At 60.1% G+C, this 23530-nt stretch carries 19 protein-coding genes; 13 read left to right on the forward strand and 6 right to left on the reverse strand.

Going from position 1 to position 23530, the window contains the following annotated elements:
- The first annotated feature begins 4 nt into the window (after positions 1-4).
- The 3 genes from peaB to peaD are packed head-to-tail and all read left to right on the forward strand — an operon-like array spanning position 5 to position 2911.
- A complete protein-coding gene (peaB, locus tag AC07NR_RS27450; protein ID WP_495079870.1) occupies positions 5-1435 on the forward strand; it encodes a quinohemoprotein amine dehydrogenase maturation protein in 1431 nt (476 codons plus the stop codon).
- Between the two features lies 1 nt (position 1436).
- Positions 1437-1760: a quinohemoprotein amine dehydrogenase subunit gamma gene (gene qhpC, locus AC07NR_RS27455; RefSeq protein ID WP_008016081.1), complete on the forward strand. Its 324-nt coding sequence runs from the start codon at positions 1437-1439 to the stop codon at positions 1758-1760.
- A gap of 29 nt (positions 1761-1789) precedes the next feature.
- Positions 1790-2911 (forward strand): quinohemoprotein amine dehydrogenase subunit beta, encoded by a 1122-nt coding sequence (peaD, locus tag AC07NR_RS27460; protein ID WP_423203968.1) that lies wholly within the window; start codon positions 1790-1792, stop codon positions 2909-2911.
- Between the two features lie 121 nt (positions 2912-3032).
- Here the strand turns inward: peaD and AC07NR_RS27465 are convergent, their stop codons facing one another.
- On the reverse strand, positions 3033-3437 hold the full coding sequence (locus tag AC07NR_RS27465; RefSeq protein WP_423203967.1) for a lysozyme inhibitor LprI family protein: 405 nt from the start codon (positions 3435-3437) through the stop codon (positions 3033-3035).
- Between the two features lie 134 nt (positions 3438-3571).
- Here AC07NR_RS27465 and AC07NR_RS27470 point away from each other — a divergent pair, with 134 nt between their 5' ends.
- Both AC07NR_RS27470 and AC07NR_RS27475 read left to right on the forward strand, forming a co-directional pair.
- Complete coding sequence (locus AC07NR_RS27470; RefSeq protein WP_085713126.1) at positions 3572-4060, forward strand: SRPBCC family protein; 489 nt, start codon at positions 3572-3574, stop codon at positions 4058-4060.
- Positions 4053-4877 (forward strand): aminoglycoside phosphotransferase family protein, encoded by an 825-nt coding sequence (locus AC07NR_RS27475; protein WP_423203966.1) that lies wholly within the window; start codon positions 4053-4055, stop codon positions 4875-4877. The genes AC07NR_RS27470 and AC07NR_RS27475 overlap by 8 nt, the downstream gene beginning before the upstream one ends.
- A gap of 281 nt (positions 4878-5158) precedes the next feature.
- Here AC07NR_RS27475 and acnA read toward each other — a convergent pair whose 3' ends face one another.
- Positions 5159-7900, reverse strand: a complete 2742-nt coding sequence (gene acnA / locus AC07NR_RS27480; protein ID WP_495079871.1) for an aconitate hydratase AcnA — start codon at positions 7898-7900, stop codon at positions 5159-5161.
- Positions 7901-8121: 221 nt separating this feature from the next.
- Here acnA and rlmM point away from each other — a divergent pair, with 221 nt between their 5' ends.
- The gene (gene rlmM / locus AC07NR_RS27485) at positions 8122-9195 is read left to right on the forward strand and encodes a 23S rRNA (cytidine(2498)-2'-O)-methyltransferase RlmM (RefSeq protein ID WP_495079872.1); all 1074 of its coding nucleotides are present in this window, start codon (positions 8122-8124) and stop codon (positions 9193-9195) included.
- Between the two features lie 65 nt (positions 9196-9260).
- Entirely contained in the window at positions 9261-9512 is a 252-nt protein-coding gene (tusA, locus tag AC07NR_RS27490; RefSeq protein WP_011335204.1) for a sulfurtransferase TusA, read from the forward strand.
- 50 nt (positions 9513-9562) lie between these two features.
- Here the strand turns inward: tusA and AC07NR_RS27495 are convergent, their stop codons facing one another.
- Positions 9563-10972 (reverse strand): MATE family efflux transporter, encoded by a 1410-nt coding sequence (locus AC07NR_RS27495; RefSeq protein WP_495079873.1) that lies wholly within the window; start codon positions 10970-10972, stop codon positions 9563-9565.
- 160 nt (positions 10973-11132) lie between these two features.
- Here AC07NR_RS27495 and pdxB point away from each other — a divergent pair, with 160 nt between their 5' ends.
- Positions 11133-12275: a 4-phosphoerythronate dehydrogenase PdxB gene (pdxB, locus tag AC07NR_RS27500; protein ID WP_248741235.1), complete on the forward strand. Its 1143-nt coding sequence runs from the start codon at positions 11133-11135 to the stop codon at positions 12273-12275.
- A 57-nt stretch (positions 12276-12332) separates the two neighbouring features.
- On the opposite strand, the gene AC07NR_RS27505 is transcribed toward pdxB, so the two are convergent.
- Positions 12333-12512: a PA1571 family protein gene (locus AC07NR_RS27505; RefSeq protein WP_065260694.1), complete on the reverse strand. Its 180-nt coding sequence runs from the start codon at positions 12510-12512 to the stop codon at positions 12333-12335.
- A gap of 258 nt (positions 12513-12770) precedes the next feature.
- On the opposite strand from AC07NR_RS27505, the gene AC07NR_RS27510 reads away from it, so the two are divergent.
- Positions 12771-14546, forward strand: a complete 1776-nt coding sequence (locus AC07NR_RS27510; protein ID WP_495079874.1) for an ABC transporter transmembrane domain-containing protein — start codon at positions 12771-12773, stop codon at positions 14544-14546.
- Positions 14547-14611: 65 nt separating this feature from the next.
- Positions 14612-15646 (forward strand): Fic family protein, encoded by a 1035-nt coding sequence (locus AC07NR_RS27515; RefSeq protein ID WP_495079875.1) that lies wholly within the window; start codon positions 14612-14614, stop codon positions 15644-15646.
- A 73-nt stretch (positions 15647-15719) separates the two neighbouring features.
- Here AC07NR_RS27515 and AC07NR_RS27520 read toward each other — a convergent pair whose 3' ends face one another.
- Positions 15720-17648 carry a transglycosylase SLT domain-containing protein gene (locus AC07NR_RS27520; RefSeq protein WP_248741238.1) on the reverse strand — a complete coding sequence of 643 codons (1929 nt, stop codon included), beginning with the start codon at positions 17646-17648 and terminating at the stop codon, positions 15720-15722.
- Between the two features lie 213 nt (positions 17649-17861).
- Between AC07NR_RS27520 and AC07NR_RS27525 the strand changes: the two genes are divergently transcribed.
- On the forward strand, positions 17862-19784 hold the full coding sequence (locus AC07NR_RS27525) for an ATP-binding cassette domain-containing protein (RefSeq protein ID WP_248741239.1): 1923 nt from the start codon (positions 17862-17864) through the stop codon (positions 19782-19784).
- Positions 19785-19859: 75 nt separating this feature from the next.
- On the opposite strand, the gene AC07NR_RS27530 is transcribed toward AC07NR_RS27525, so the two are convergent.
- Positions 19860-20297: a universal stress protein gene (locus tag AC07NR_RS27530; RefSeq protein WP_047295289.1), complete on the reverse strand. Its 438-nt coding sequence runs from the start codon at positions 20295-20297 to the stop codon at positions 19860-19862.
- Positions 20298-20400: 103 nt separating this feature from the next.
- Between AC07NR_RS27530 and AC07NR_RS27535 the strand changes: the two genes are divergently transcribed.
- Complete coding sequence (locus tag AC07NR_RS27535) at positions 20401-20838, forward strand: hypothetical protein (protein ID WP_495079876.1); 438 nt, start codon at positions 20401-20403, stop codon at positions 20836-20838.
- Between the two features lie 540 nt (positions 20839-21378).
- Positions 21379-23526 carry a fatty acid oxidation complex subunit alpha FadB gene (gene fadB / locus AC07NR_RS27540; RefSeq protein WP_305836418.1) on the forward strand — a complete coding sequence of 716 codons (2148 nt, stop codon included), beginning with the start codon at positions 21379-21381 and terminating at the stop codon, positions 23524-23526.
- The last annotated feature ends 4 nt before the right edge of the window (positions 23527-23530 follow it).

Genomic DNA, 23530 nt, shown 5'->3' on the forward strand with positions numbered 1-23530 from the left:
TGCAATGGGCGCTATCTTGAATCTGGTCGAACGTAATCTGCACGAAGTGCACGTCGACGCCGACCGCATGCTGTTCCATATCCCCAGCAGTTCGCTGTTCGCCAGCGATGAACTGACCGGCACCATCATCGATGCTTTGCGCGGCCCTGGCTGCTCCTCGGAAGACCTGATCCAGCGCCTCGGTGCGCGGTTCAACGGCGAGGAAATCAACGAGACCCTGCGCGAGCTGATCTCGCTGGAACTGGTCAGCGATGGCTCGCCGCTGACCCCGGACATCGCGGTCAAACGCGTCGAGCGCACCGCGATCAACACCGTGGTACTCAACGTCAACACTGGCTGCAATCTGAGCTGCACCTACTGCTACAAGGAAGACCTCGACAAGCCGTCCGCCGGCAAGAAGATGGATGTCGAAACCGCCATCGCGTCAGTGGAAATGCTGCTGCGTGAATCCCCCGATGAAGAGCGCTTCACCGTGGTGTTTTTCGGCGGCGAACCGCTGAGCAATCGCAAGCTGATCGAGTACATGGTCGATTACTGCGAGAAACGGTTTGCCGAGGCCGGCAAGTTCGTCGAGTTCGTGATGACCACCAACGCCACGCTGCTCACCGAAGAAACCGTGGATTACCTGAATGCCCACCGCTTTGGTCTGTCGGTGAGTATCGACGGGCCGAAAACGGTGCACGACCGCAACCGCATCACCGTGGGCGGGCAGGGTACGTATGACGTGGTGCGGCGCAAGGCCGAAATGCTGCTGTCGCGCTACAACAGTCGCCCGGTGGGCGCGCGGGTGACCCTGACTACCGGCGTCACCGACGTTGAAACCATTTGGGATCACCTGTTCAACGAGTTGGGGTTTGCCGAGGTCGGATTTGCTCCGGTGACGTCCGGCGATATCAGCAGTTTCAACCTGACCAACGACGAATTGATCGAAGTGTTCGCCAGCATGAAACGCCTGGGTCGGCGTTATCTGGAAGCGGCGCTGGAACACCGCAACATCGGTTTTTCCAACCTGCACCAGTTGATCACCGACATCCATGAAGGCCACAAAAAAGCCCTGCCGTGCGGTGCCGGGCTGAAGATGCTGGCGGTCGATCACAAGGGTGAATTGAACCTGTGCCATCGCTTTACCGGCTCGTCGCTGCCGACTTTCGGTAACGTTCACAGCGGGGTGAAACAGGTCGAGTTGAACGACTTTCTGTCCCTGCGCCTGGACCGCACCAACACCGGTTGCCATGACTGTCAGATCCGCAACCTGTGTTCCGGCGGCTGCTACCACGAGAGCTATGCCCGCTACGGCGACCCGGCCCATCCGACGTATCACTACTGCGAACTGATGCGTGACTGGGTCGACTTCGGCATCGAGGTCTACACCCGGATCATGGCCGCCAACCCTGCGTTCATCAGCAGCTACATCACTCCGCGCAAGGCTCACTGATATGAAACATCTCAAGGCAATCAATAACAAAGCGTTGAAGCTGGATCAGGCCGCGGACGAGAACCGCATTGAAGAGGTGGTGGCGATGAGCTCGGTCGCCGGCTGTGCCTCGACCACCGACCCGGGCTGGGAAATCGATGCGTTCGGCGGGGTGTCGTCGCTGTGCCAGCCGATGGAAGCCGACCTGTATGGCTGCTCCGACCCGTGCTGGTGGCCGGCCCAGGTGCCGGACATGATGAGCACCTACCCGGACTGGAACAAGGATGCCCAGGCGTCCAACGACAACTGGCGCAACCTCGGCACTGTCTTCCCGAAAGACAAGTGACCTTTCCGGACAAAAAGAAGGATTCCAGCATGCCTAGCCTCAACAAAGCCTGCGGCCTTGCCGCACTCGCGGTTCTGAGCGCCTGTGCGCTCCCGGTTCTGGCCGATGAAAACACCGCGCTGCAAGACGGTCACGAGTACATGTTGACCACCAATTACCCGAACAACCTGCACGTCATCGACCTGTCGACTGACACCTTGTACAAGACCTGCAAGATGCCCGATGCCTTCGGCCCCGGCACCGTGCAGCTGTCGCCGGATCGCAAGACCGCGTACGTGCTGAACAACCATTACGCCGACGTTTACGGTGTCGAGCTGGACAGTTGCAAGCAGGTGTTTCATGCCAGCATCACCCAGCAGCCGGGCGAGAAGGCACGGTCGATGTTTGCCTTCACCGTCAGCCACGACGGCAAGGAGCTGTACACCATCGCCAACCCGACGCTGATGCTCAATGATCACTACGAGGTCAAGCAGCCGCGTCTGGACGTCTACGCCACTGACGCCGGAATGAACGCCAGACCGGTTCGCAGCTTCCCGGCGCCACGGCAGTTGACGATCATGCAGGGCGGCGATGACGGCACGCTGTATGTCGCTGGCGCTGATGTGTACAAGGTCGATGTGAAGAGCGGCAAGTTCGACGTGTTGATCCCCAGCCGTCACTGGAAACGCCCGAACTACAGCGCGCCGGACGTGCTCTACGTGTGGAACCAGCAGACCTATCGCCACGATTTTTCGCTGTTGTACACGGCAGCGAAGTTCAAGGACAAGAAACAGGACCCGGCCACCGCTGAATACTTGTACGGCTTGTTCAGCGTCGACCTGAAAACCGGCAAGACCGAAACCACCGACTTCGGCCCGCTGACCGAAATCTATTTCAGCGGCATGCGCTCGCCGAAGGACCCGAATCTGATGTTCGGCGTGCTCAACCGTCTGGCCAAGTACGACATCAAGCAGAAGAAGCTGATCCAGGCAGCCACGCTGGACCATTCCTACTACTGCATTTCGTTCAACAAGGAAGGGAGCAAGATCTACCTGGCCGGGACGTTCAACGACGTGGCGATCTTCGATGCCGAGACCATGAAACAGACCGGCAGCATCAAGTTGCCGGGTGGGGATATGGCGATTACTACGGCGCAGATATTTGTTCGTTGATGGGGAGTGTCAGGGATGACGCTATCGCGAGCAGGCTCGCTCCCACAGGGAGTTGGTGAACGACACCAAAACAATGTGGGAGCTGGCTTGCCAGCGATGAGGCCTTCAAAGGTTCTGAATATCAGGCCCCCGGCACCGGGCAACTCAAATCACCTTCCTCACACTTCAGATACTGCTTCAGGGCCTCGGTACGCACCTTGGTCACCGATGTCAGGCAGTTGCTGTAAATCAACGGATAAACACTCCCGCCTGCCACCCCGGACGCCGAAAAGTTGCATTCGGCGTCCCGAAACCCGATCCACGCTCGTTGTGCGCTGATCAGCAGCTTCTTGCCCTCGGCGTTGTCCTTCAAACGCGCGGTGATCTGCTGGTACACCGCATTCAGTTCCTTGTCGGCTGCTTTGTATTCCTGCCCGGCACACTGATTCATCGTCGCCTGATCGCTGGCATTGGCGCAGTCGACAGCGGCGTGGGCGATGGAAGTGAAAAGAAAAGGCGTCAGGGCCAGGAGCAGGCGTGGGGACATGGGATTTCTCGCTGTTTGCGGTGAAGAGATGTGCAGTGTAGACAGGCGAAGGATGACTTCGATCAGTCGTTTGATACAACTTCGCATTGGACATGTGGTCATACAAGCCTACTGTTCAAAACAGGAGGTGACGTATGAAACCAGTACCCAACAGCTTTGAACGTAAAATCATGCTCCGCTCGCCGCGCTCCCATGTCTGGCGTGCGCTGGTCGATGCCGAGGCGTTTGGCCAGTGGTTTGGCGTGGCTCTGGAAGGGCGGAGGTTTATCGCCGGCGAGTGGACGCAGGGGCAGGTCACGTACCCCGGTTATGAACATGTGCTCTGGAACGTGCTGGTGGAGCGGGTCGAGCCCCAGCAGTTGTTTTCCTTTCGCTGGCACCCGTATGCGGTGAACCCGAAAATCGATTACTCCCAGGAACCGACCACGCTGGTCAAATTCGAGCTGCAGGACTATGAAAACGGCACGCTGCTGAAGGTCTCCGAGTCAGGTTTTGCGCATATTCCCGATGTGCGTCAGAAAGAAGCGTATTACATGGACAGCCGTGGCTGGGAAGAGCAGTTGAGCAGGCTCGAACACTTTCTCGCCGAGACCGACAGGGCACGCGAGCGTGAAGGTGGCTGACAGCGAATGGTTTGACCCGTGGTTGAAGCGTTGGGCGCTGGTGCCCGACGGTGCTCCGATCATCACGCCGGGCAGCAAGCTGTTGCCGGTGCGTCAGGGCGACGTACCGGCGATGCTGAAAGTCGCGGTGGACGACGAGGAAAAGTACGGCAACCTGTTGATGACCTGGTGGGACGGAAATGGCGCCGCCCGGGTGCTCGCTCATCACGAGGACGGCCTGTTGCTGGAGCGGGCAATGGGCCGGCGTTCGTTGATGCACATGGCGCTCAATGGCGAGGATGACGAGGCCACCCGGATCATGTGCCGGGCATTGGCGCGGTTGCATGCACCGCGCCCTGCGAAGCCACCAACACTGGTGGAGCTGGCGCCTTGGTTTGCCTCGCTGCGAGTGGCCGCCGCCCGATACGGCGGCCAATATTCTATCTGCCTGCAAATGGCTGAAACCTTGCTCGCCGAGCCCCGGGACATCGTGGTTCTGCACGGCGACATGCACCACGACAACGTCCTGGATTTCGGCCCGCGTGGCTGGCTGGCCATTGACCCGAAACGTGTGCGGGGCGAGCGTGGTTATGACTACGCCAACCTGATCTGCAATCCGGAACTGCCGACGGCTGCCGATCTTGAACGCTTTCAACGGCAGGTCGATGTGATCTGTGAAACGGCGGGACTTGAGCGAAAACGCCTTCTGCAATGGGTACTGGCGTTTGCCGGACTGTCTGCCGCATGGTTCATGGAGGATGACGAGCAGAAAGCCGCCGCCGGACAGCTGAAAGTCGCGGATCTGGCGGCTGTTGCACTCAATGCCCGACACGTCTAAGGGTTTTCGGAAGGGGTGCTATGGCGAATGTCTTACACGCGCTGGTAGCTTTTTCGACTATTGCCGATTGGATCCACAGCGTAATCTAGCCTCATCAACTGAAGCACAGGGAGTGTTTCAGGATCATGGATGATCGACCATATGCAAGGATCGCTGCCGACAGGGAGTCGATAATGGTCTTGGGAAAAACCCGCTTCGGCGGGTTTTTTTTCGTCCGCAGAAAAGTGTCGCCCACAAACAGAAACACCGCCGATCTGGCGGTGTTTCTGCATTTGCAGGTTTTACGAGGCGATCAGCTGTCGCAACACGTAATGCAGGATCCCGCCGGACTTGAAGTACTCCACCTCGTTGAGGGTATCGATGCGGCACAGCACTTCGATCTTCTCCTGACGTCCGTCTTCCCGGGTGATCACCAGGGTCAGATTCATCCGTGGCGTCAGCTCGACACCGGTCAAACCCTGAATCTCCAGGGTTTCCTTGCCGGTGAGGTTCAGGCTCTTGCGGTTCTGATCGAGCTTGAACTGCAGCGGCAGCACGCCCATGCCTACCAGGTTGGAACGGTGGATGCGTTCGAAGCTTTCGGCGATCACCGCTTTCACCCCGAGCAGGTTAGTGCCCTTGGCCGCCCAGTCACGGCTGGAACCGGTGCCGTATTCTTGCCCGGCAATCACCACCAGCGGCGTGCCCGAGGCCTGATAACGCATGGCCGCGTCGTAGATCGCCAGTTTTTCCCCGGTCGGAATGTAGATTGTGTTGCCACCTTCTTCCCCGCCGAGCATTTCATTGCGGATACGGATGTTGGCGAAGGTGCCGCGCATCATCACTTCGTGGTTACCCCGGCGTGAGCCGTAGGAGTTGAAGTCCCGCGGCTCCACACCTTTTTCCCGCAGATAACGCCCGGCCGGACTGTCAGCCTTGATGTTGCCGGCGGGGGAGATGTGGTCGGTGGTTACCGAATCGCCCAGCAACGCCAGCACTCGTGCGCCTTTCACATCGGTGATCACCGGCAAAGGCCCGGCAATGTCATCGAAGAACGGCGGGTGCTGGATGTAGGTCGAGTCATCCTGCCAGACATAGGTGGCAGCTTGCGGCACTTCGATGGCCTGCCACTGTTCGTCGCCGGCGAACACCTCGGCATATTCCTTGTGGAACATCGCCGTGTTGACCTGATTCACCGCGTCGGCGATTTCCTTGCTGCTCGGCCAGATATCGCGCAGGTAGACCGGATTGCCTTGCTTGTCTTGACCCAGCGGTTCACTGCTGATGTCCGTGCGCACGGTGCCGGCCAGGGCGTAGGCGACGACCAGCGGTGGCGAGGCCAGCCAGTTGGTTTTCACCAACGGATGCACCCGGCCTTCAAAATTGCGGTTACCGGACAGTACTGAAGCCACGGTCAGGTCGGCTTTCTGGATGGCTTTTTCGATGGGTTCCGGCAGCGGCCCGGAGTTGCCGATGCAAGTCGTGCAGCCATAGCCCACCAACGAAAACCCGAGTTGATCTAGGTACTGAGTCAGTCCGGCAGCCTTGTAATAGTCAGTGACGACTTTGGAACCCGGTGCCAGTGAGCTTTTCACCCACGGTTTGCGGGTCAGGCCTTTTTCCACGGCTTTTTTCGCGAGCAGACCGGCGGCCATCATGACGCTCGGGTTGGAGGTATTGGTGCAGGACGTGATCGCGGCAATCACCACGGCACCGTTTTTCAGGCGATAGGTATGGCCGTCGTACTCGTAATCGGTTTCGCCGACCAGATCGGCATTGCCCACCGCGACACCGCCGCCGCCCTCGCTTTCCAGGCGTCCTTCTTCCTTGCTGACGGGTTTGAATTGCAGGTCGAGGAAGTCGCTGAACGCCTGGCCGACATTCGGCAGCGAGACGCGATCCTGCGGGCGTTTCGGCCCGGCGAGGCTGGCTTCGACGCTGCCCATGTCCAGTGCCAGGCTGTCGGTGAACACCGGCTCCTGACCGGGCAGGCGCCACAGGCCCTGGACCTTGGTGTAAGCCTCGACCAGTTTCACCACTTCGGTGGGGCGGCCGGAAAGGCGCAGGTATTCGAGAGTCACGTCATCCACCGGGAAGAAGCCGCAGGTCGCGCCATATTCCGGGGCCATGTTGGCGATGGTCGCGCGGTCGGCTAGCGGCAGGTCGGCGAGGCCGTCACCGTAGAACTCGACGAATTTGCCGACCACGCCTTTCTTGCGCAGCATCTGGGTCACGGTCAGCACCAGGTCGGTGGCGGTGATGCCTTCCTTGAGTTTGCCGGTGAGTTTGAAGCCGATCACCTCGGGAATCAGCATCGATACCGGTTGCCCGAGCATCGCCGCTTCCGCCTCGATCCCGCCGACGCCCCAGCCAAGTACGCCCAGGCCGTTGATCATGGTGGTGTGGGAGTCAGTGCCGACCAGCGTGTCGGGGAAGGCATAGGTGCGGCCGTCTTCGTCCTTGGTCCACACCGTGCGCCCGAGGTATTCGAGGTTGACCTGGTGACAGATCCCGGTGCCCGGCGGCACCACGCTGAAGTTGTCGAAGGCGCTCTGGCCCCAGCGCAGGAAGGCGTAGCGTTCGCCGTTGCGCTGCATTTCGATGTCGACGTTCTGTTCGAATGCGCTGGCGCTGGCGAACTTGTCGACCATCACCGAGTGGTCGATCACCAGATCCACCGGTGACAGCGGGTTGATTCGCTGCGGATCGCCGCCGGCCTTGGCCATTGCGGCGCGCATCGCGGCCAGATCGACCACGGCGGGGACGCCGGTAAAGTCCTGCATCAGCACGCGGGCAGGGCGGTACTGGATTTCCCGGTCGGAGCGACGCTCCTTGAGCCACGCGGCAATCGCCTTGAGGTCGGCGCCGGTGACGGTTTTTTCATCTTCCCAGCGCAGCAGGTTTTCCAGCAGGACTTTCAGTGACATCGGCAGCTTGTCGAGAACGCCCAAGGTCTTGGCGGCATCCGGCAAGCTGAAATAGTGGTAAGTCTTGTCGTCGACTTTCAGGGTTTTAAGGGATTTCAGACTATCGAGGGACGGCATTACGATCACTCCTTTGAGTCCGCACGGCTACGGACTGAGGGGACGGGCAGAGCTATCAACGTAGCCCTGTTTTCAGTAGCTGGCTAATAACTGGACTCTATGGGCAAGTCCAAGGTTCCGACATCGGCTATCATGCGCCGGTTTTCGTGACAGGCTTTGCTTTGACGCAAGTCTGGACATCGCGCAGGGGATGAATGATCGCCCTCTGCCCAGGAGTAAGAATGAACACCCTATTCATGCATTGCCGGCCGGGCTTCGAAGGCGAAGTCTGCTCGGAGATTTCCGACCTCGCCGCCCAACTGAACGTGGCCGGCTACGCCAAGGCCAAACCGGCGACCGCTTGCGCCGAGTTCGTCTGTACCGAAGAAGACGGCGCCGAGCGCCTGATGCGTGGCCAGCGTTTCGCCGAGCTGATCTTCCCGCGCCAATGGGCTCGCGGGTTTTTCATCGATCTGCCGGAAACCGACCGCATCAGCGTGATCCTCGCGCACATGGCCGAATTCCCGGTGTGCGGCAGCCTGTGGCTGGAAGTCGTCGACACCAATGACGGCAAGGAACTGTCGAATTTCTGCAAGAAGTTCGAAGGCCCGCTGCGCAAGGCGCTGACCGGCGCCGGCAAACTGGTGGACGACGCCGGCAAGCCGCGCCTGCTGCTGACCTTCAAAAGCGGTCGAGAGGTGTTCCTCGGTCTGGCCGATGCCGGTAACTCGGCGATGTGGCCGATGGGCATTCCGCGTTTGAAGTTCCCGCGTGAGGCGCCAAGCCGTTCGACCCTGAAGCTGGAAGAAGCCTGGCACCACTTCATCCCCCGGGATCAGTGGGACGAGCGCCTGCACAGCGACATGACCGGTGTCGACCTCGGCGCGGCGCCGGGCGGCTGGACCTGGCAACTGGTCAATCGCGGCATGCTGGTGACAGCCATCGATAACGGCCCGATGGCCGAAAGCCTGATGGACACCGGTCTGGTACAGCACTTGATGGCTGACGGTTTCACCTTCAAGCCCAAACAGCCAGTGGACTGGATGGTCTGCGACATCGTCGAGAAGCCGGCGCGCAACGCCGCGATGCTTGAAGAGTGGATCGGCGAGGGGCATTGCCGGGAAGCGGTGGTCAACCTCAAGTTGCCGATGAAGCAGCGATACGCCGAAGTGAAGCGTCTGCTGGAGCGCATCGCCGATGGTTTCAAGGCCCGGGGAATCAAGGTCGACATCGGCTGCAAGCAGCTGTACCACGACCGCGAGGAAGTGACCTGCCATTTGCGCCGCCATGACGTGAAGAAAGCCAAAGCCCGCTGAGCGCGCGACAGGTGACCGAACACCCGGCATTGGGCGACAATGCCGGCCAGTTTCAGGAGTGAATCATGAGTGAAATGATCAATACGCCGGTCGACGGCACCCTCGACGCAACGGGCCTCAATTGCCCGGAGCCGGTGATGATGCTGCACCAGCACATCCGTGACCTGGTGCCCGGCGGCCTGCTCAAGGTGATTGCCACCGACCCGTCGACCCGTCGCGACATCCCCAAGTTCTGCGTGTTTCTCGACCATGAACTGGTGGGGCAGCACGAAGAGGCCGGGACCTATCTGTACTGGATTCGCAAGAAGTCCGGTTGATCGGAAGGCAAAAAAAAGGCCTGCAATTGCAGGTCTTTTTTTATGGCCGGTCAGCCCATCGAGCGGCTGATGCGAATGCGTTTGCGCGCACTGCGCGTCAGGCGGATCGACAGCATCAGCGCCGCGCAGCTCAGACCGACGATCAGGCCTTCCCACAAGCCGCTCGGGCCGCGTGGCTCGCCGAACCAGTCGGTCAGGCCGAGGGCGTAACCCACCGGCAGGCCGATGCCCCAGTAGGCGAACAGGGTCAGGATCATCGTCACCCGCGTGTCCTGATAACCGCGCAGGGCGCCGGCGGCGGTCACCTGGATCGCGTCGGAGAACTGGAACAGCGCCGAGTACACGATCAGCATCGCGGCGATGTGAATCACCATCGGATCCGAGGTGTAGATCGCTGCAATGTGTTCGCGCATCAGCAGCATCATGCTCGCCGACAGGCAGGCGTAGGCCAGCGCGGTGCCCATGCCGACACCCGCCGCAAAACGCGCTTCACGGGGTTCTTCACGGCCCAATGCCTGGCCGACCCGCACGGTCACGGCCATGCCCAATGAATACGGAATCATGAACACCAGCGAGCTGACGTTCAGCGCGATCTGATGCCCGGCCACCACGGTGGCGCCAAGGCTGCCGATCAGCAGCGCAATCACCGCAAAGATGCTCGACTCGGCAAACACCGCAATACCAATCGGCAGACCGATGGCCAGCAGGCGCTTGATCACCGCCCATTGCGGCCAGTCGAAACGGCTGAACAGTTCGCTCGACTTGTAGGCCGGCGCCCAGCGCTCGTAACCGGCCAGACCCAGCGCCATTACCCACATCACGATCGCCGTAGCCCAGCCGCAACCGACGCCGCCCATGGCCGGCACGCCGAAGTGGCCGTAAATGAACACGTAGTTCAGCGGAATGTTCAGCGCCAGACCACAGAGGCCCAGCACCATCGCCGGGCGGGTGCGACCGAGGCCGTCACTGGTGCAGCGCAGCACATGGTAGAAGGCCACTGCCGGCAGACCGCTGGCGATGCCGTGCAGGTACTGCATGCACGGGCCGATCAGTTCCGGATCGACCTTCATCAGGTGCAGGATCGGTTCTGCGCTGAACAGCAAGCCGGTCGCCATCAGTCCGACCACCAGCGCCAGCCACAATGCCTGACGCACGATCGGGCCGATCTCGCTGTGGGTGCCGGCGCCGAAGCGCTGGGCGACTTTCGGCGTGGTGGCGAGCAGGGTGCCGGTCATCAGCAGAAACACCGGTACCCAGATCGAGTTGCCCAATGCCACGGCCGCCAGATCCTTTGGCCCGACGCGCCCGGCCATCACCGCATCGACGAAGCCCATGGCGGTGGTTGCCAGCTGCGCGATCATGATCGGCAGGGCCAGGCCGAGCAGATTCTTCAGCTCCAGGCGAACCCGGGCAGGGCGGTTGAGGGAAACGGCGTCAGGGCGTTCGGTTACGGAGTTCACAGGCAAAGCGTCCACAGGGGTTGATGCGCAAGGCCGGGCATTCTACGCCGCTGACGTTATGGTCAGGAAAAATCCTCTGTTGCGGATTTGTAATCGAACAGCCTGCTGGCTCATCGCAGTCCCAGCGCCTACACTGCCGATCCGCCCAAGGAGCCCCGCCATGCTGATTGTTGCCGACGAAAATATCCCGCTGCTCGATGCCTTTTTTGCCGGTTTCGGCGAGATCCGCCGGGTGCCGGGCCGTTCCATTGACCGGGCTACGGTCGAACAGGCCGACGTGTTGCTGGTGCGCTCGGTGACCAACGTCAACCGCGCGTTGCTCGAAGGCAGCCAGGTGCGTTTTGTCGGTACCTGCACCATCGGCACCGATCATCTGGATCTCGAATACTTCAACGAGGCCGGCATCACCTGGTCCAGCGCGCCGGGCTGCAATGCTCGTGGTGTGGTGGATTATGTGCTGGGCAGCCTGATGACTCTGGCTGAAATCGAAGGTGTCGATTTGAGTGAGCGCACCTACGGTGTGATCGGCGCCGGCGAAGTGGGCGGTCGCTTGATCAAGGTGCTGAAAGGGCTGGGCTGGAACGTGAAAGTCTGCGATCCGCCGCGTCAGGCGGCCGAGGGCGGCGACTATGTCAGCCTGGAGCAGATCATCCAGCAGTGCGACGTGATCAGTCTGCACACCCCGCTGACCCGCAGTGGTGAAGGCGCGACCTGGCACTTGTTCGACGAGCAACGTTTGCAGCAACTCAAGCCCGGCGCCTGGCTGATCAATGCCGCCCGTGGTCCGGTGGTGGATAACGTCGCGTTGCGCGAAGTGCTGCTGGAGCGTGAAGACTTGCAAGCGGTCCTCGATGTGTGGGAAGCCGAGCCTGAAGTCGATGTCGCCTTGGCAGAACTCTGTGTGCTGGCGACTCCGCATATCGCCGGTTACAGCCTCGATGGCAAACAGCGCGGCACGGCGCAAATCTATCAGGCGTATTGCGATTTCATCGGTCAGCCGGCCAGCATTCAGCTCGGCGACCTGTTGCCGGCACCGTGGTTGTCGGAAGTTTCCCTGCATGCCGACAGCGATCCGGCCTGGGCGCTGGCGATGTTGTGCCGTGGCGTGTATGACCCGCGCCGGGACGATGCGGATTTCCGTCGCACCCTGTTGGGTAGTGTTGGCGAGCAACGTGCGGCGTTCGATGTGTTGCGCAAGCAGTATCCGGTACGGCGCGAGATCGAAGGGCTGAAGGTGCGGATTGACGGTGATTCGCCGGCCCTGCGGCAGATCGTGACGGCGCTGGGCGCTGTGGCCGTATAAACCGCGGGCAGAAAAAACCCGGCCTGCAGGGGCCGGGTCAGGAAGACGGTGGCTACATCACTTTTGTTCGGCAGGCTTGACCAATCGCTTCTCCAGTTCGCGGCAAGCGTTCTGGATCATGTCTTCAGTGATTGGCACTTCACGCCCATCCTTATCGATAATCGAGCAACCCAGAGGTTGGCCGGGCTTGGTGCGGATCACTTGAATCTTGTCGTCGCTGCTGTGTTGCAAGGACATGGCCTGTCTCCTCATCAGGTTGTGTAAGCACAATAAAACCGTCAGGTGACCAGGCTGTGACAACTCCCTTCGATCTTTCCGGAACGGTATCTTCACTCAAGCAGAAATGACCGTTCGTCTCAACCCGGACATTAGACCGATAGCATCTAGGGGGTAGTCTGGCCGGTCATAATTAACCTGACTCATTGTGATTTGCAGAGTTCCACCCCATTGAGTGTCCAGGCTGGCCCCATTAATCAGCACACGACGTGAACCTGAATGATCCCGATGCTCTCCTCGCGACACCGCCGGGCCTTGCGCCTGACCAGTCATTTTCTCGCCCCTTATCGATGGCAGGCCTTCGGCGCACTGCTCGCGCTGATCGTCACGGCCGGCATCACTTTATCGATGGGGCAGGGCATCAAGCTGCTGGTCGATCAGGGTTTCATGACCCAGTCGCCGCATTTGCTCAACCAGTCCATTGGCCTGTTCATGCTCTTGGTGCTGGGGCTCGCGGTCGGCACTTTTGCCCGGTTTTATCTGGTGTCATGGATCGGCGAGCGGGTGGTGGCCGACATTCGTCGGCAGGTGTTCAACCATCTGGTGTACCTGCATCCCGGGTTCTACGAGGACAACCGCAGTTCGGAAATCCAGTCGCGCCTGACCGCTGACACGACGTTGCTGCAATCGGTGATCGGTTCGTCGCTGTCGCTGTTCCTGCGCAATCTGCTGATGGTCATTGGCGGTGTCGTGCTGCTGTTCATCACCAATGCCAAGCTCACCAGTATCGTGGTGATTGCGCTGCCACTGGTGATTGCGCCGATCCTGATTTTCGGGCGACGTGTGCGAAATCTCTCGCGATTGAGCCAGGACCGGATCGCCGACATTGGCAGCTATGTCTCGGAAACCCTTGGCCAGATCAAGACCGTTCAGGCCTACAACCATCAGGTTCAGGACGAACAACGCTTCGCCGGCACCGTCGAGCAGGCGTTCGAAACCGCACGCAAACGGATTTTCCAGCGGGCCTGGCTGATTACGCTGGTGATCGTGCTGGTGCTCGGTGCCGTCGCGGTGATGTTGTGGGTCGGCGGGATGGATGTGATTGCCGGACGAATTTCTGCCGGTGAGCTGGCGGCGTTCGTGTTCTACAGCCTGATCGTCGGCAGTGCGTTTGGCACGTTGAGCGAAGTGATCGGCGAATTGCAGCGCGCAGCGGGCGCCGCCGAGCGCATTGCCGAACTGCTGCGTTCCGAGAACATTATCCAGCCGCCGAAAGACGGGCTGGTAACCTTGCCGGAGCGGATCAAAGGCGAGCTAGCGTTGCAGGACGTGCGCTTTTCCTACCCTTCGCGTCCCGAAAGCTTTGCCGTTGACGGCTTGAATCTGACGGTCAACGCGGGCGAAACCCTTGCGCTTGTAGGTCCGTCCGGTGCGGGCAAGTCCACGGTGTATGACTTGTTGCTGCGTTTCTACGATCCACGCGAAGGGCAAATCCTGATCGATGGCGTGCCGCTGACGAGTCTTGATCCCCTGGACTTGCGCCGCTGTTTCGCGCTGGTTTCGCAGACTCCGGCGCTGTTCTTCGGCAGCGTCGAAGAAAACATTCGCTACGGTTGCCCGAACGCCACCCTGGAGCAGGTGCAGGAAGCCGCGAAAATCGCCCACGCCCACGACTTCATCGAACAAATGCCCGACGGCTACCAGACCCATCTGGGCGACGGTGGTCTCGGCCTGTCAGGTGGACAACGCCAGCGCCTGGCCATCGCCCGGGCGTTGCTGGTCGACGCACCGATCCTGCTGCTGGACGAAGCCACCAGCGCCCTCGACGCCCAGAGCGAACACCTGATCCAGCAAGCCCTGCCCAGCCTGATGCAGAACCGCACCACGCTGGTAATCGCCCACCGCTTGGCCACGGTGAAAAACGCCGACCGGATTGCAGTAATGGACCAGGGCAAGCTGGTGGCGATCGGCACGCATCAGGAGTTGATTGCCAGCAATCCGTTGTATGCGCGGTTGGCGGCGTTGCAGTTCAGTGATGGGCAAAAAGCTCATTGAATATGGCTGCCGAGCTCGATGGCATCGGGCATTATGGCGACCATTGAGAAGCATCTGGAAAGGATATGAGCCGCTACCAACCCCCGTTGACCCTGACGCCTCGAATGCTTGCGTTGATCGCAGAGATCAGTGAGCAGATCGGTCAGCTTTCGGCTGCTGACAGTGGGCGACAGACACCTCAGTTGCGTCGTGGGAATCGTATTCGAACGATCCAGGCTTCTCTGGCCATTGAGAACAACACCCTCAGTGTCGAACAGGTAACTGCTGTGTTGGCCGGTCAAAGGGTGTTGGGTCTGCCTCGGGAAATTCAGGAAGTGCGCAATGCTTTTGCCGCATATGAGTGCTTGACTGACTGGAAACCCGGTAATCGTTCCGACCTGCTGCGTGCTCACGAATTGTTGATGCATGGATTGATTGACGACTTTGGTCGCTTTCGTCGAGCGGGAGTCGGTATCTATCGTGGCGAACAACTGGTCCACATGGCTCCGCCGCCAAGCAGGATTGCCCATTTGGTTGACGACTTGCTGGCGTGGCTCGAGGCTTCGGACTGGCATCCGCTGATTACCAGTTGTGTCTTTCACTACGAGTTTGAGTTCATCCATCCATTTGCCGATGGCAATGGTCGAATGGGGCGGCTATGGCAGACGTTGATCCTCAGTCAATGGCGACCGGTGTTGGCGTATTTGCCTGTCGAGGCGGTGATTCGCGAGCAGCAGGATGATTATTACGCGGCGTTGTCGGCTGCTGACCGAATGGCGGAATCAGCGCCGTTCGTGGAGTACATGCTGAATGCGCTGAACCTGGCGTTGCGCGAGGCTATTGAAAATGAGCCTTCTACCGACCAAGTAACCGACCAAGTAACCGACCAAGTAAGAAAGCTGCTTCAGCTACTCGTTGATAGCGCTCCACTCAGTGTCAACGAGCTGATGGGGGCGCTGGGTCTGGTCCACAAGGCTACTTTTCGCGCGAACTACCTGACACCCGCTTTAGTGGGTGAATTGATCGAGATGACTGATCCCGACTCGCCGAGGAGCCCGAATCAGAAGTACCGGCTGACTTCGAGCGGCAGATTTCAGTTGGTGAAGTTGCAGCACGGTTAACCAATTGCTGATCCCAAAAAAATGCCCGCATCTCTCGATGCGGGCATTTTTGTTTACGTCGATCCTTGCACGATCACTGATCGTCAAAGTACCGCTCATGCCAGTCCACCAGCGGTTGCGGCGAGTTGAGTTTCTGGCCGTAGATCACTGAGTAGGACAGCACGTTCTGCACGTACTGGCGGGTTTCGTCGAACGGGATGCTTTCGACCCACACGTCAAAGCTCAGGTGGTCGGCACCGCGCAGCCACTGGCGCACGCGGCCGGGGCCGGCATTGTAGGCGGCGGAGGCGAGCACGCGGTTGCCGTTGAACTGGCTGTGTACCTGGCTCAGGTAGGCGGCGCCGAGCTGGATGTTCTTGTCCGGATCGAGCACCTGCTGCGGCGAGGCCAGCGGAATGCTGAATTTGCGCGCGGTTTCCTTGGCGGTGCCGGGCATCAGCTGCATCAGGCCGCTGGCGCCGACGCCGGAGCGGGCGTCGTCCATGAAGGCGCTTTCCTGACGGGTAATGGCGAACACCCAGCTCGAGTGCAGGCCACGGACCTTGGCTTCACGCACGAGGGTGTCGCGGTGGGCCATCGGGAAGCGGATGTCCAGGTCATCCCAATACTGGGCCTGGCTGATGGTGCGGATTGCCGGGAAGTACCACTTCAGGTCGTAGGCCAGTTTGGCCTGGGCGACCATCTCGTCGCGGTTGAAATGGCGGCTGACGTGGTACCACTCGCGACGTCCGTCGACGATCTGCCCACGGGCGTGGAATTCCAGCGCGCGGCGCACGCCGGGGGTGTTGCGCACCTTATTGATGGTGGCCTGGCTGAGTACCAGCGGCTTGTTGACCAGCGAATAGGGCAGCTGTGAACGATCGGCAGCCAGGAAACCGTAGAAATCCCGCTCCCGTGCGAGGCTCTTGTACAGCGTCTGTGCTTCCGGGTTCTGCGGTTGCGCCAGTTCCAGGCTCCGGGCCTGCCAGTAACGCCAGCGGTTGGTGGTGGCCAGATCCTGCGGCAGGCGGCGGGTCAACTGATAGGCATCGTCCCAGCGCGCCAGGCGCAGCAGCAGGCGCAGGCGCCATTCGGAAACTGTGTTGTCGCGCAGTTCCGGGTCATATTTGGTCATCACGTCCAGCGCGCGGCTGTCGAAGCGACGGGCCAGGGTCAGGCCGATTTCCCGGGCGATGGCGACTTTTTCATCCCGCGAGAAATGCATGCTGCTGGCGTAGCCATCAAGCAGATCCATGGCCTTGTCCGGATCCTGACGGGCCAGACGACGCAGGCCGAGGCTGACGATGTCCGACATCGGTTCGTCGGCCGGGGTGAAGCGCGATGGCTGGTTGAGCAGTTCAGGTTTCTGCGCCACATCCACCAGCAGACGCCCGCGTGGGGACAGTGTGGTCAGGCCGTTGACCAGGCTGTTGGCCAACGGATAGTTACGCGCCTGGGCGGCGAGTTTGGTGCGCTCCCAGCGTTTTTGCTCGGTCAACTGGCCGTCGGCGGCCCAGATCCCGAACAGCGCGTCACACGCGGCGGGTTGCGATTTGCCGGTCAGCCACAGTTTGTCGGCATTGGCGTAACCCTCGGCCTTGTGGCCGCTGCTGATCTGGTACTGCGCGTTCAGGCAGTCCAGTTCGGTGAAGTTGAGTTTCGGGTCGTAATACTTGACGAAGGTCGCCCAGTCGCCACGGTCGGCGAGCCAGCGCAACCAGCGCAGCTTCATCCAGTTGGCCTGGGGCAGGTCACCGTGTTCGGCGAGGAATTTCTCGATTTCCGCGTTGCTGGCGGTCTTCAGGCGGGCGGTCAGTTCGTCATAGGCCAGATACGGCTCCAGCGGATAATCGGCGAGCGCCTGGCTGTAACGGAAATACGGGCCGGTGTCGCCCTTGGCCAGGGCGCGCTTGGCCTCATCGTAATACTGGCGCTGGGTGGACAGGTCCACCGCCTGGGCGGATTGAGCAGCAGCGGCGGTGAGTAGCAAACAGGACAAAACACTGAGAAGGCGACTGCGCATGAGACATCCGGGCAGAGAAATCATGACAAGTGCCAGCGTGGGCGGCACTGAATTGTCTGTAGCTTAGCCTTTTGCCAGCAGACGGCGAAAGCTTTGCCGGCCTTGCGGCACAAGTTCGCAACAAATGTTGTGCAGAGTACGTCAGCGGCGAAATTGCCGGCCTGTTCGGCCCTCGATTCAGGTAGAATGCGCGCCCGGTTTTTGGAGAAGCTCATGACCCTGCTCAAATTCAGCGATGTGTCCCTTGCATTCGGCGCGATGCCGTTGTTGGACAAGGTGTCCTGGCAGATCGCCCGTGGTGAGCGGGTGTGCATCATCGGTCGCAACGGCACTGGCAAGTCCAGCATGATGAAACTGGTCAAGGGCGACCAGAAGCCTGACGACGGCGCCGTGTGGCGTGCCCCCGGTCTGAAAATCGGCGAATTGCCGCAGGAATTGCCGGTGGCCGACGAGCGGACCGTGTTCGACGTGGTGGCCGAAGGCCTCGACGGTGTGGGTGCGCTGCTTGCCGAATACCATCACCTGAGCCAGAACATCGTTACCGACGCTGATCTGGAAAAGCTGATGCACGTCCAGCACGACCTCGAAGCCCGTGACGGCTGGCGCTTGCAGACCCTGGTCGACAGCACCCTGAGCCGCCTGCAACTGCCGGCCGACAAGACCCTCGCCGAGTTGTCCGGTGGCTGGCGTCGTCGCGTGCTGCTGGCCCAGGCGCTGGTGTCCGAGCCGGATCTGCTGCTGCTCGACGAACCGACCAACCACCTGGACATCGGTGCGATTGCCTGGCTCGAAGAAGCGCTGAAGGATTTCCAGGGCGCCGTGCTGTTCATCACGCACGACCGTTCCTTCCTGCAAAACTTGGCCACCCGCATCCTCGAACTGGATCGCGGCGGCCTGATCGACTGGAACGGTGACTACGCCAGTTTCCTGGTCCACAAAGAAGCCGAACTGGCCGCTGAAGAAACCGCCAACGCGCTGTTCGACAAGCGTCTGGCTCAGGAAGAAGTGTGGATTCGTCAGGGCATCAAGGCCCGTCGTACCCGTAACGAAGGCCGCGTGCGTGCGTTGAAGGCCCTGCGTGTCGAGCGCAGCGAGCGTCGAGAGCGCACCGGCAAGGCCAACATCCAGCTGGAAACAGCGGAGAAGTCCGGCAAGCAGGTGATGGTGCTGGATAACGTGAGCTTCGCGCACCCGGGCGGTCCGTTCCTGATCCGCGATTTCTCCATGGTGCTGCAGCGCGGCGATCGTATCGGCCTGCTCGGCGCCAACGGTACCGGCAAGACCACCCTGCTGAAATTGATGCTCAGCGGTCTGCAACCGACCAGCGGCAAGGTGGAAGAGGGCACCAAAATTGACGTGGCCTACTTCGACCAGTTGCGCCATCAGCTGGATCTGGAAAAGACCGTGGTCGACAACGTCGCCGAAGGTCGCGATTTCATCGATATCAATGGCCAGAGCCGCCACGTGCTGAGCTATCTCGGTGATTTCCTGTTCAGCCCGCAGCGTGCCCGCACGCCGGTGAAGGCGTTGTCCGGTGGTGAGCGTGCGCGCCTGCTGCTGGCCAAACTGTTCAGCAAACCTGCAAACCTGCTGGTGCTCGACGAACCGACCAACGACCTGGACGTGGAAACCCTCGAGTTGCTCGAAGAAGTGCTGCTGACCTTCAACGGCACCGTGCTGATGGTCAGCCACGACCGGGCATTCCTCGATAACGTGGTTACCAGCACCCTGGTCTTCGAAGGTGAAGGCAAGGTTCGCGAATACGTCGGCGGCTATCAGGACTGGATCCGCCAGGGCGGTTCGCCGCGTCTGTTGGGCGTGACTGAAAGCAAATCCGGCAAGGCTGACCTGAATTCGGCGGTGGTCACTGCCGAACCGGCCCCGGTTGCCGCGCCTGTCGCTACGGCCCCGGCTGCGAAGAAGAAACTGAGCTACAAGCTTCAGCGCGAGCTGGAAGCTTTGCCGGGCGACATCGACGCCAAAGAGCAGCAGATTGCTGCTGTGGAGGCTGAAATGGCTGAAGCCGGCTTCTACCAGCGTCCGCCGGCCGAAACGGCCAAGGTGATTGCAATGCTTGAGCAGTTGCAGGCTGAGCTGGATGCGCTGGTGGAGCGTTGGGCCGAGCTGGATGCCTGATTGTTTCCAGGCATGAAAAAGCCCGGCGTCCAGTGATGGACGTCGGGCTTTTTAGCTTTTCACAAGTGCCTGGGGTCAGCGTTTGACCAGGTGCACCGCCAGCACATCGCAAGGTGCACCGTGCAGAACATCGTTGGCGGTCGAACCCAATAACAGCGCCAGACCATGTCGGCCATGGCTGCCGACCACTATCAGGTCGCATTCCTGATCCTTGGCGAAGTGGTGGATTTCCTGGCGTGGCTGGCCGTAGGTCAGGTGGCAGTTGGAGCCTTCCAGTTCGGTGTACTTGTGCTTCAGGCGCTCGAGGCGTTCCTTGGCTTGATCGAACTGTTGTTGTTGCAGTTGTGACAGATCCATCGGCACGTCACCCCCGAAGGCCATGGCCATCGGTTCGACGATATGCACCAGCGACAGCTTGGCGCCATTGCTCACCGACAGCTCTCGGGCGCGGTGGATCACAGGGTCGCACTCTTCGGTCAGATCTACGGCGACCAGGATATGGTGGTAGGGCATGAGGTGCTCCTCGTGAGGGATCAATATTGTTAAGTATGGCTGGTTTCAAGCGCATTGGTTCCAAAGTGACGCAATGGGCTCATGACAAAACGGGAGTACACATATGACGGTCTGGCTGGTGGTGTCAATCCTGCTGGTGGTGTTGAGCCCTCTGGCGTGGTTGCGTCCGTCCCGTGCACAGAGTGGCCGGATAGCCTTGCGCACGGAGGCCCGGCGTATCGGGCTGGCCATGCAGTTGGCGCCGCAGGAGTGGCCGCACTGGTTGTCTCAGGAGCCGCCAAACCCGTGCGCGCAATACCATCGGCCACGGTGCGGCAAGCAGCCGGAGTGCTGGACGTATTGGCAGAAATCACCGGGTGTGTGGGTCAATCAGTGGCAGGAAGTCTGTGAAGAACCGCTGCTGCTGAATCATTTCGAAAAATTGCCGGGCAACGTTTTCAAGGTCGAGGCCGACAAACAGATGATCGCGCTCTATTGGGGCGAAAAGGGTGACGCTTCGGTTCTGCTGGAAATCGATGCCACGCTGAAAGCGCTGGCATGACACACCGACGTTTCGCACTGCAACGGTGCGAAACGTCTGGCAGACGAGCAATAAAAAGCCCGACATGATTCATCGGGCGGGGTTGGCCAGGCAGGCCGGAAATTCTTTTGGGCGTTGAACCGGAGTCATCCGGTCAGCAAACGTGCGCCTGTTTTCCTTCGTAGTCCAGCCAGCGTAGCCTGTTAAACAAGGCTTGCGGTGAATTAGGGCGACTTTTCTAACTATTAATCTTATGAATGCCCTGACATGCAAGCATGCGTGGACGGGCTGCGTCTTACAGAAATGACCGCAAAGTCGCATTTCAACCCGTATTTAGGGCGATTGACAATTGTCGGAAATTCCGTGAAGGTGGCGTACCCAAATCAAACGGGCGTATGAATTGAGCGTTTGTATTGCAGACTGCTCCTACAGAATCCCGACTATCGCGTTGGCGGGTGTGCCGGGTGGATTGGTGTCAGCATTGACGAAAAAGCGTCCTGCCGAGCCATTCGCCTGCGTCCGACGTGTACTGTTCAGCTTCCATATCGTGGAGATCAGTTGATGATTTACGAAGGTAAAGCCATCACGGTTAAAGCTCTTGAAAGTGGCATCGTCGAATTGAAATTCGACCTCAAGGGTGAGTCCGTCAACAAGTTCAACCGTCTTACCCTGAACGAACTGCGTCAGGCCGTAGACACCATCAAGGCAGATGCTTCGATCAAGGGCGTGATCGTCAGCAGTGGCAAGGACGTGTTCATCGTCGGCGCCGACATCACCGAATTTGTCGACAACTTCAAGCTGCCGGATGCCGAGCTGGTTGCTGGCAATCTCGAAGCCAACAAGATCTTCAGCGATTTCGAAGACCTCAACGTTCCGACCGTGGCCGCAATCAACGGCATCGCTCTGGGTGGCGGTCTGGAAATGTGCCTGGCGGCGGACTACCGCGTCATGTCCACCAAGGCCAAGATCGGTCTGCCGGAAGTCAAGCTGGGCATCTACCCGGGCTTCGGCGGTACCGTGCGTCTGCCGCGCCTGATCGGTGCCGACAACGCCATCGAGTGGATTGCCGCCGGCAAGGAAAACCGTCCTGAAGACGCGCTGAAAGTCGGCGCCGTCGATGCCGTGGTTGCCCCTGAAAAGCTGCAGGATGCCGCTGTTGAGCTGATCAAGCGCGCCATCTCCGGCGAGTTCGACTACAAGGCCAAGCGTCAGCCGAAGCTGGAAAAGCTCAAGCTGAACGCCATTGAACAAATGATGGCTTTCGAAACCGCCAAAGGTTTCGTGGCTGGCCAGGCCGGGCCGAACTACCCGGCCCCGGTTGAAGCGATCAAGACCATCCAGAAAGCCGCGAACTTCGGTCGCGACAAGGCACTGGAAGTCGAAGCTGCAGGTTTCGTGAAACTGGCCAAGACCTCTGCCGCGCAGAGCTTGATCGGTCTGTTCCTGAACGACCAGGAACTGAAGAAAAAGGCCAAGGCCTACGACGAAATCGCCAAGGACGTGAAGCAGGCTGCCGTACTGGGCGCCGGCATCATGGGTGGCGGTATCGCCTATCAGTCGGCCTCCAAGGGTACGCCGATCCTGATGAAGGACATCAACGAACACGGCATCGAGCAAGGTCTGGCGGAAGCCGCCAAGCTGCTGGTCGGCCGCGTTGATAAAGGCCGCATGACTGCCGCGAAGATGGCTGAAGTGCTCAACGGCATTCGTCCGACCCTGTCCTACGGCGATTTCGGTCACGTTGACCTGGTCGTTGAAGCCGTGGTCGAGAACCCGAAGGTCAAGCAAGCCGTTCTGGCGGAAGTCGAAGCTCAGGTCAAAGAGGACACCATCCTCGCGTCCAACACCTCGACCATCTCCATCAGTCTGCTGGCCAAAGCCCTCAAGCGTCCGGAAAACTTCGTCGGCATGCACTTTTTCAACCCGGTGCACATGATGCCGCTGGTGGAAGTGATCCGTGGCGAGAAGTCCAGCGAGCTGGCTGTTGCCACCACCGTTGCCTACGCCAAGAAAATGGGCAAGAACCCGATCGTCGTCAACGACTGCCCGGGCTTCCTGGTCAACCGCGTACTGTTCCCGTACTTCGGCGGCTTCGCCAAACTGGTCAGCGCCGGTGTGGACTTCGTCCGTATCGACAAGATCATGGAAAAATTCGGCTGGCCGATGGGCCCGGCATACCTGATGGACGTGGTCGGCATCGACACCGGTCACCACGGTCGTGACGTGATGGCTGAAGGCTTCCCGGACCGCATGAAGGACGACCGTCGTTCGGCCATCGACGTGCTTTACGAAGCCAAGCGTCTGGGTCAGAAGAACGGCAAGGGCTTCTACGCCTACGAGGCCGACAAGAAAGGCAAGCAGAAGAAAGTCGCCGATCCGTCGGTACTGGAAGTGCTCAAGCCGATCGTCTACGAGCAGCGCGAAGTCACTGACGAAGACATCATCAACTGGATGATGATCCCGCTGTGCCTGGAAACCGTGCGTTGCCTGGAAGACGGCATCGTCGAAACCGCTGCCGAAGCCGACATGGGTCTGGTCTACGGTATTGGTTTCCCTCCATTCCGTGGCGGTGCGCTGCGCTACATCGATTCGATCGGTGTTGCCGAGTTCGTTGCCCTGGCCGACCAGTACGCTGATTTGGGCGCGCTGTACCACCCGACCGCGAAGCTGCGCGAAATGGCCAAGAACGGCCAGAGCTTCTTCGGTTAAGCGC

The sequence above is a fragment of the Pseudomonas sp. GW821-FHT09C09 genome (assembly GCF_059418105.1).

What these genes read in the sequence shown, in the direction of transcription:
- peaB (WP_495079870.1), top strand. Translation starts at nt 5, where the DNA reads ATGGGCGCTATCTTGAATCTGGTCGAACGTAATCTGCACGAAGTGCAC.
- qhpC (WP_008016081.1), top strand. Translation starts at nt 1,437, where the DNA reads ATGAAACATCTCAAGGCAATCAATAACAAAGCGTTGAAGCTGGATCAG.
- peaD (WP_423203968.1), top strand. Translation starts at nt 1,790, where the DNA reads ATGCCTAGCCTCAACAAAGCCTGCGGCCTTGCCGCACTCGCGGTTCTG.
- AC07NR_RS27465 (WP_423203967.1), bottom strand. Translation starts at nt 3,437, where the DNA reads ATGTCCCCACGCCTGCTCCTGGCCCTGACGCCTTTTCTTTTCACTTCC.
- AC07NR_RS27470 (WP_085713126.1), top strand. Translation starts at nt 3,572, where the DNA reads ATGAAACCAGTACCCAACAGCTTTGAACGTAAAATCATGCTCCGCTCG.
- acnA (WP_495079871.1), bottom strand. Translation starts at nt 7,900, where the DNA reads ATGCCGTCCCTCGATAGTCTGAAATCCCTTAAAACCCTGAAAGTCGAC.
- rlmM (WP_495079872.1), top strand. Translation starts at nt 8,122, where the DNA reads ATGAACACCCTATTCATGCATTGCCGGCCGGGCTTCGAAGGCGAAGTC.
- tusA (WP_011335204.1), top strand. Translation starts at nt 9,261, where the DNA reads ATGAGTGAAATGATCAATACGCCGGTCGACGGCACCCTCGACGCAACG.
- pdxB (WP_248741235.1), top strand. Translation starts at nt 11,133, where the DNA reads ATGCTGATTGTTGCCGACGAAAATATCCCGCTGCTCGATGCCTTTTTT.
- AC07NR_RS27505 (WP_065260694.1), bottom strand. Translation starts at nt 12,512, where the DNA reads ATGTCCTTGCAACACAGCAGCGACGACAAGATTCAAGTGATCCGCACC.
- AC07NR_RS27510 (WP_495079874.1), top strand. Translation starts at nt 12,771, where the DNA reads ATGATCCCGATGCTCTCCTCGCGACACCGCCGGGCCTTGCGCCTGACC.
- AC07NR_RS27515 (WP_495079875.1), top strand. Translation starts at nt 14,612, where the DNA reads ATGAGCCGCTACCAACCCCCGTTGACCCTGACGCCTCGAATGCTTGCG.
- AC07NR_RS27520 (WP_248741238.1), bottom strand. Translation starts at nt 17,648, where the DNA reads ATGCGCAGTCGCCTTCTCAGTGTTTTGTCCTGTTTGCTACTCACCGCC.
- AC07NR_RS27525 (WP_248741239.1), top strand. Translation starts at nt 17,862, where the DNA reads ATGACCCTGCTCAAATTCAGCGATGTGTCCCTTGCATTCGGCGCGATG.
- AC07NR_RS27530 (WP_047295289.1), bottom strand. Translation starts at nt 20,297, where the DNA reads ATGCCCTACCACCATATCCTGGTCGCCGTAGATCTGACCGAAGAGTGC.
- AC07NR_RS27535 (WP_495079876.1), top strand. Translation starts at nt 20,401, where the DNA reads ATGACGGTCTGGCTGGTGGTGTCAATCCTGCTGGTGGTGTTGAGCCCT.
- fadB (WP_305836418.1), top strand. Translation starts at nt 21,379, where the DNA reads ATGATTTACGAAGGTAAAGCCATCACGGTTAAAGCTCTTGAAAGTGGC.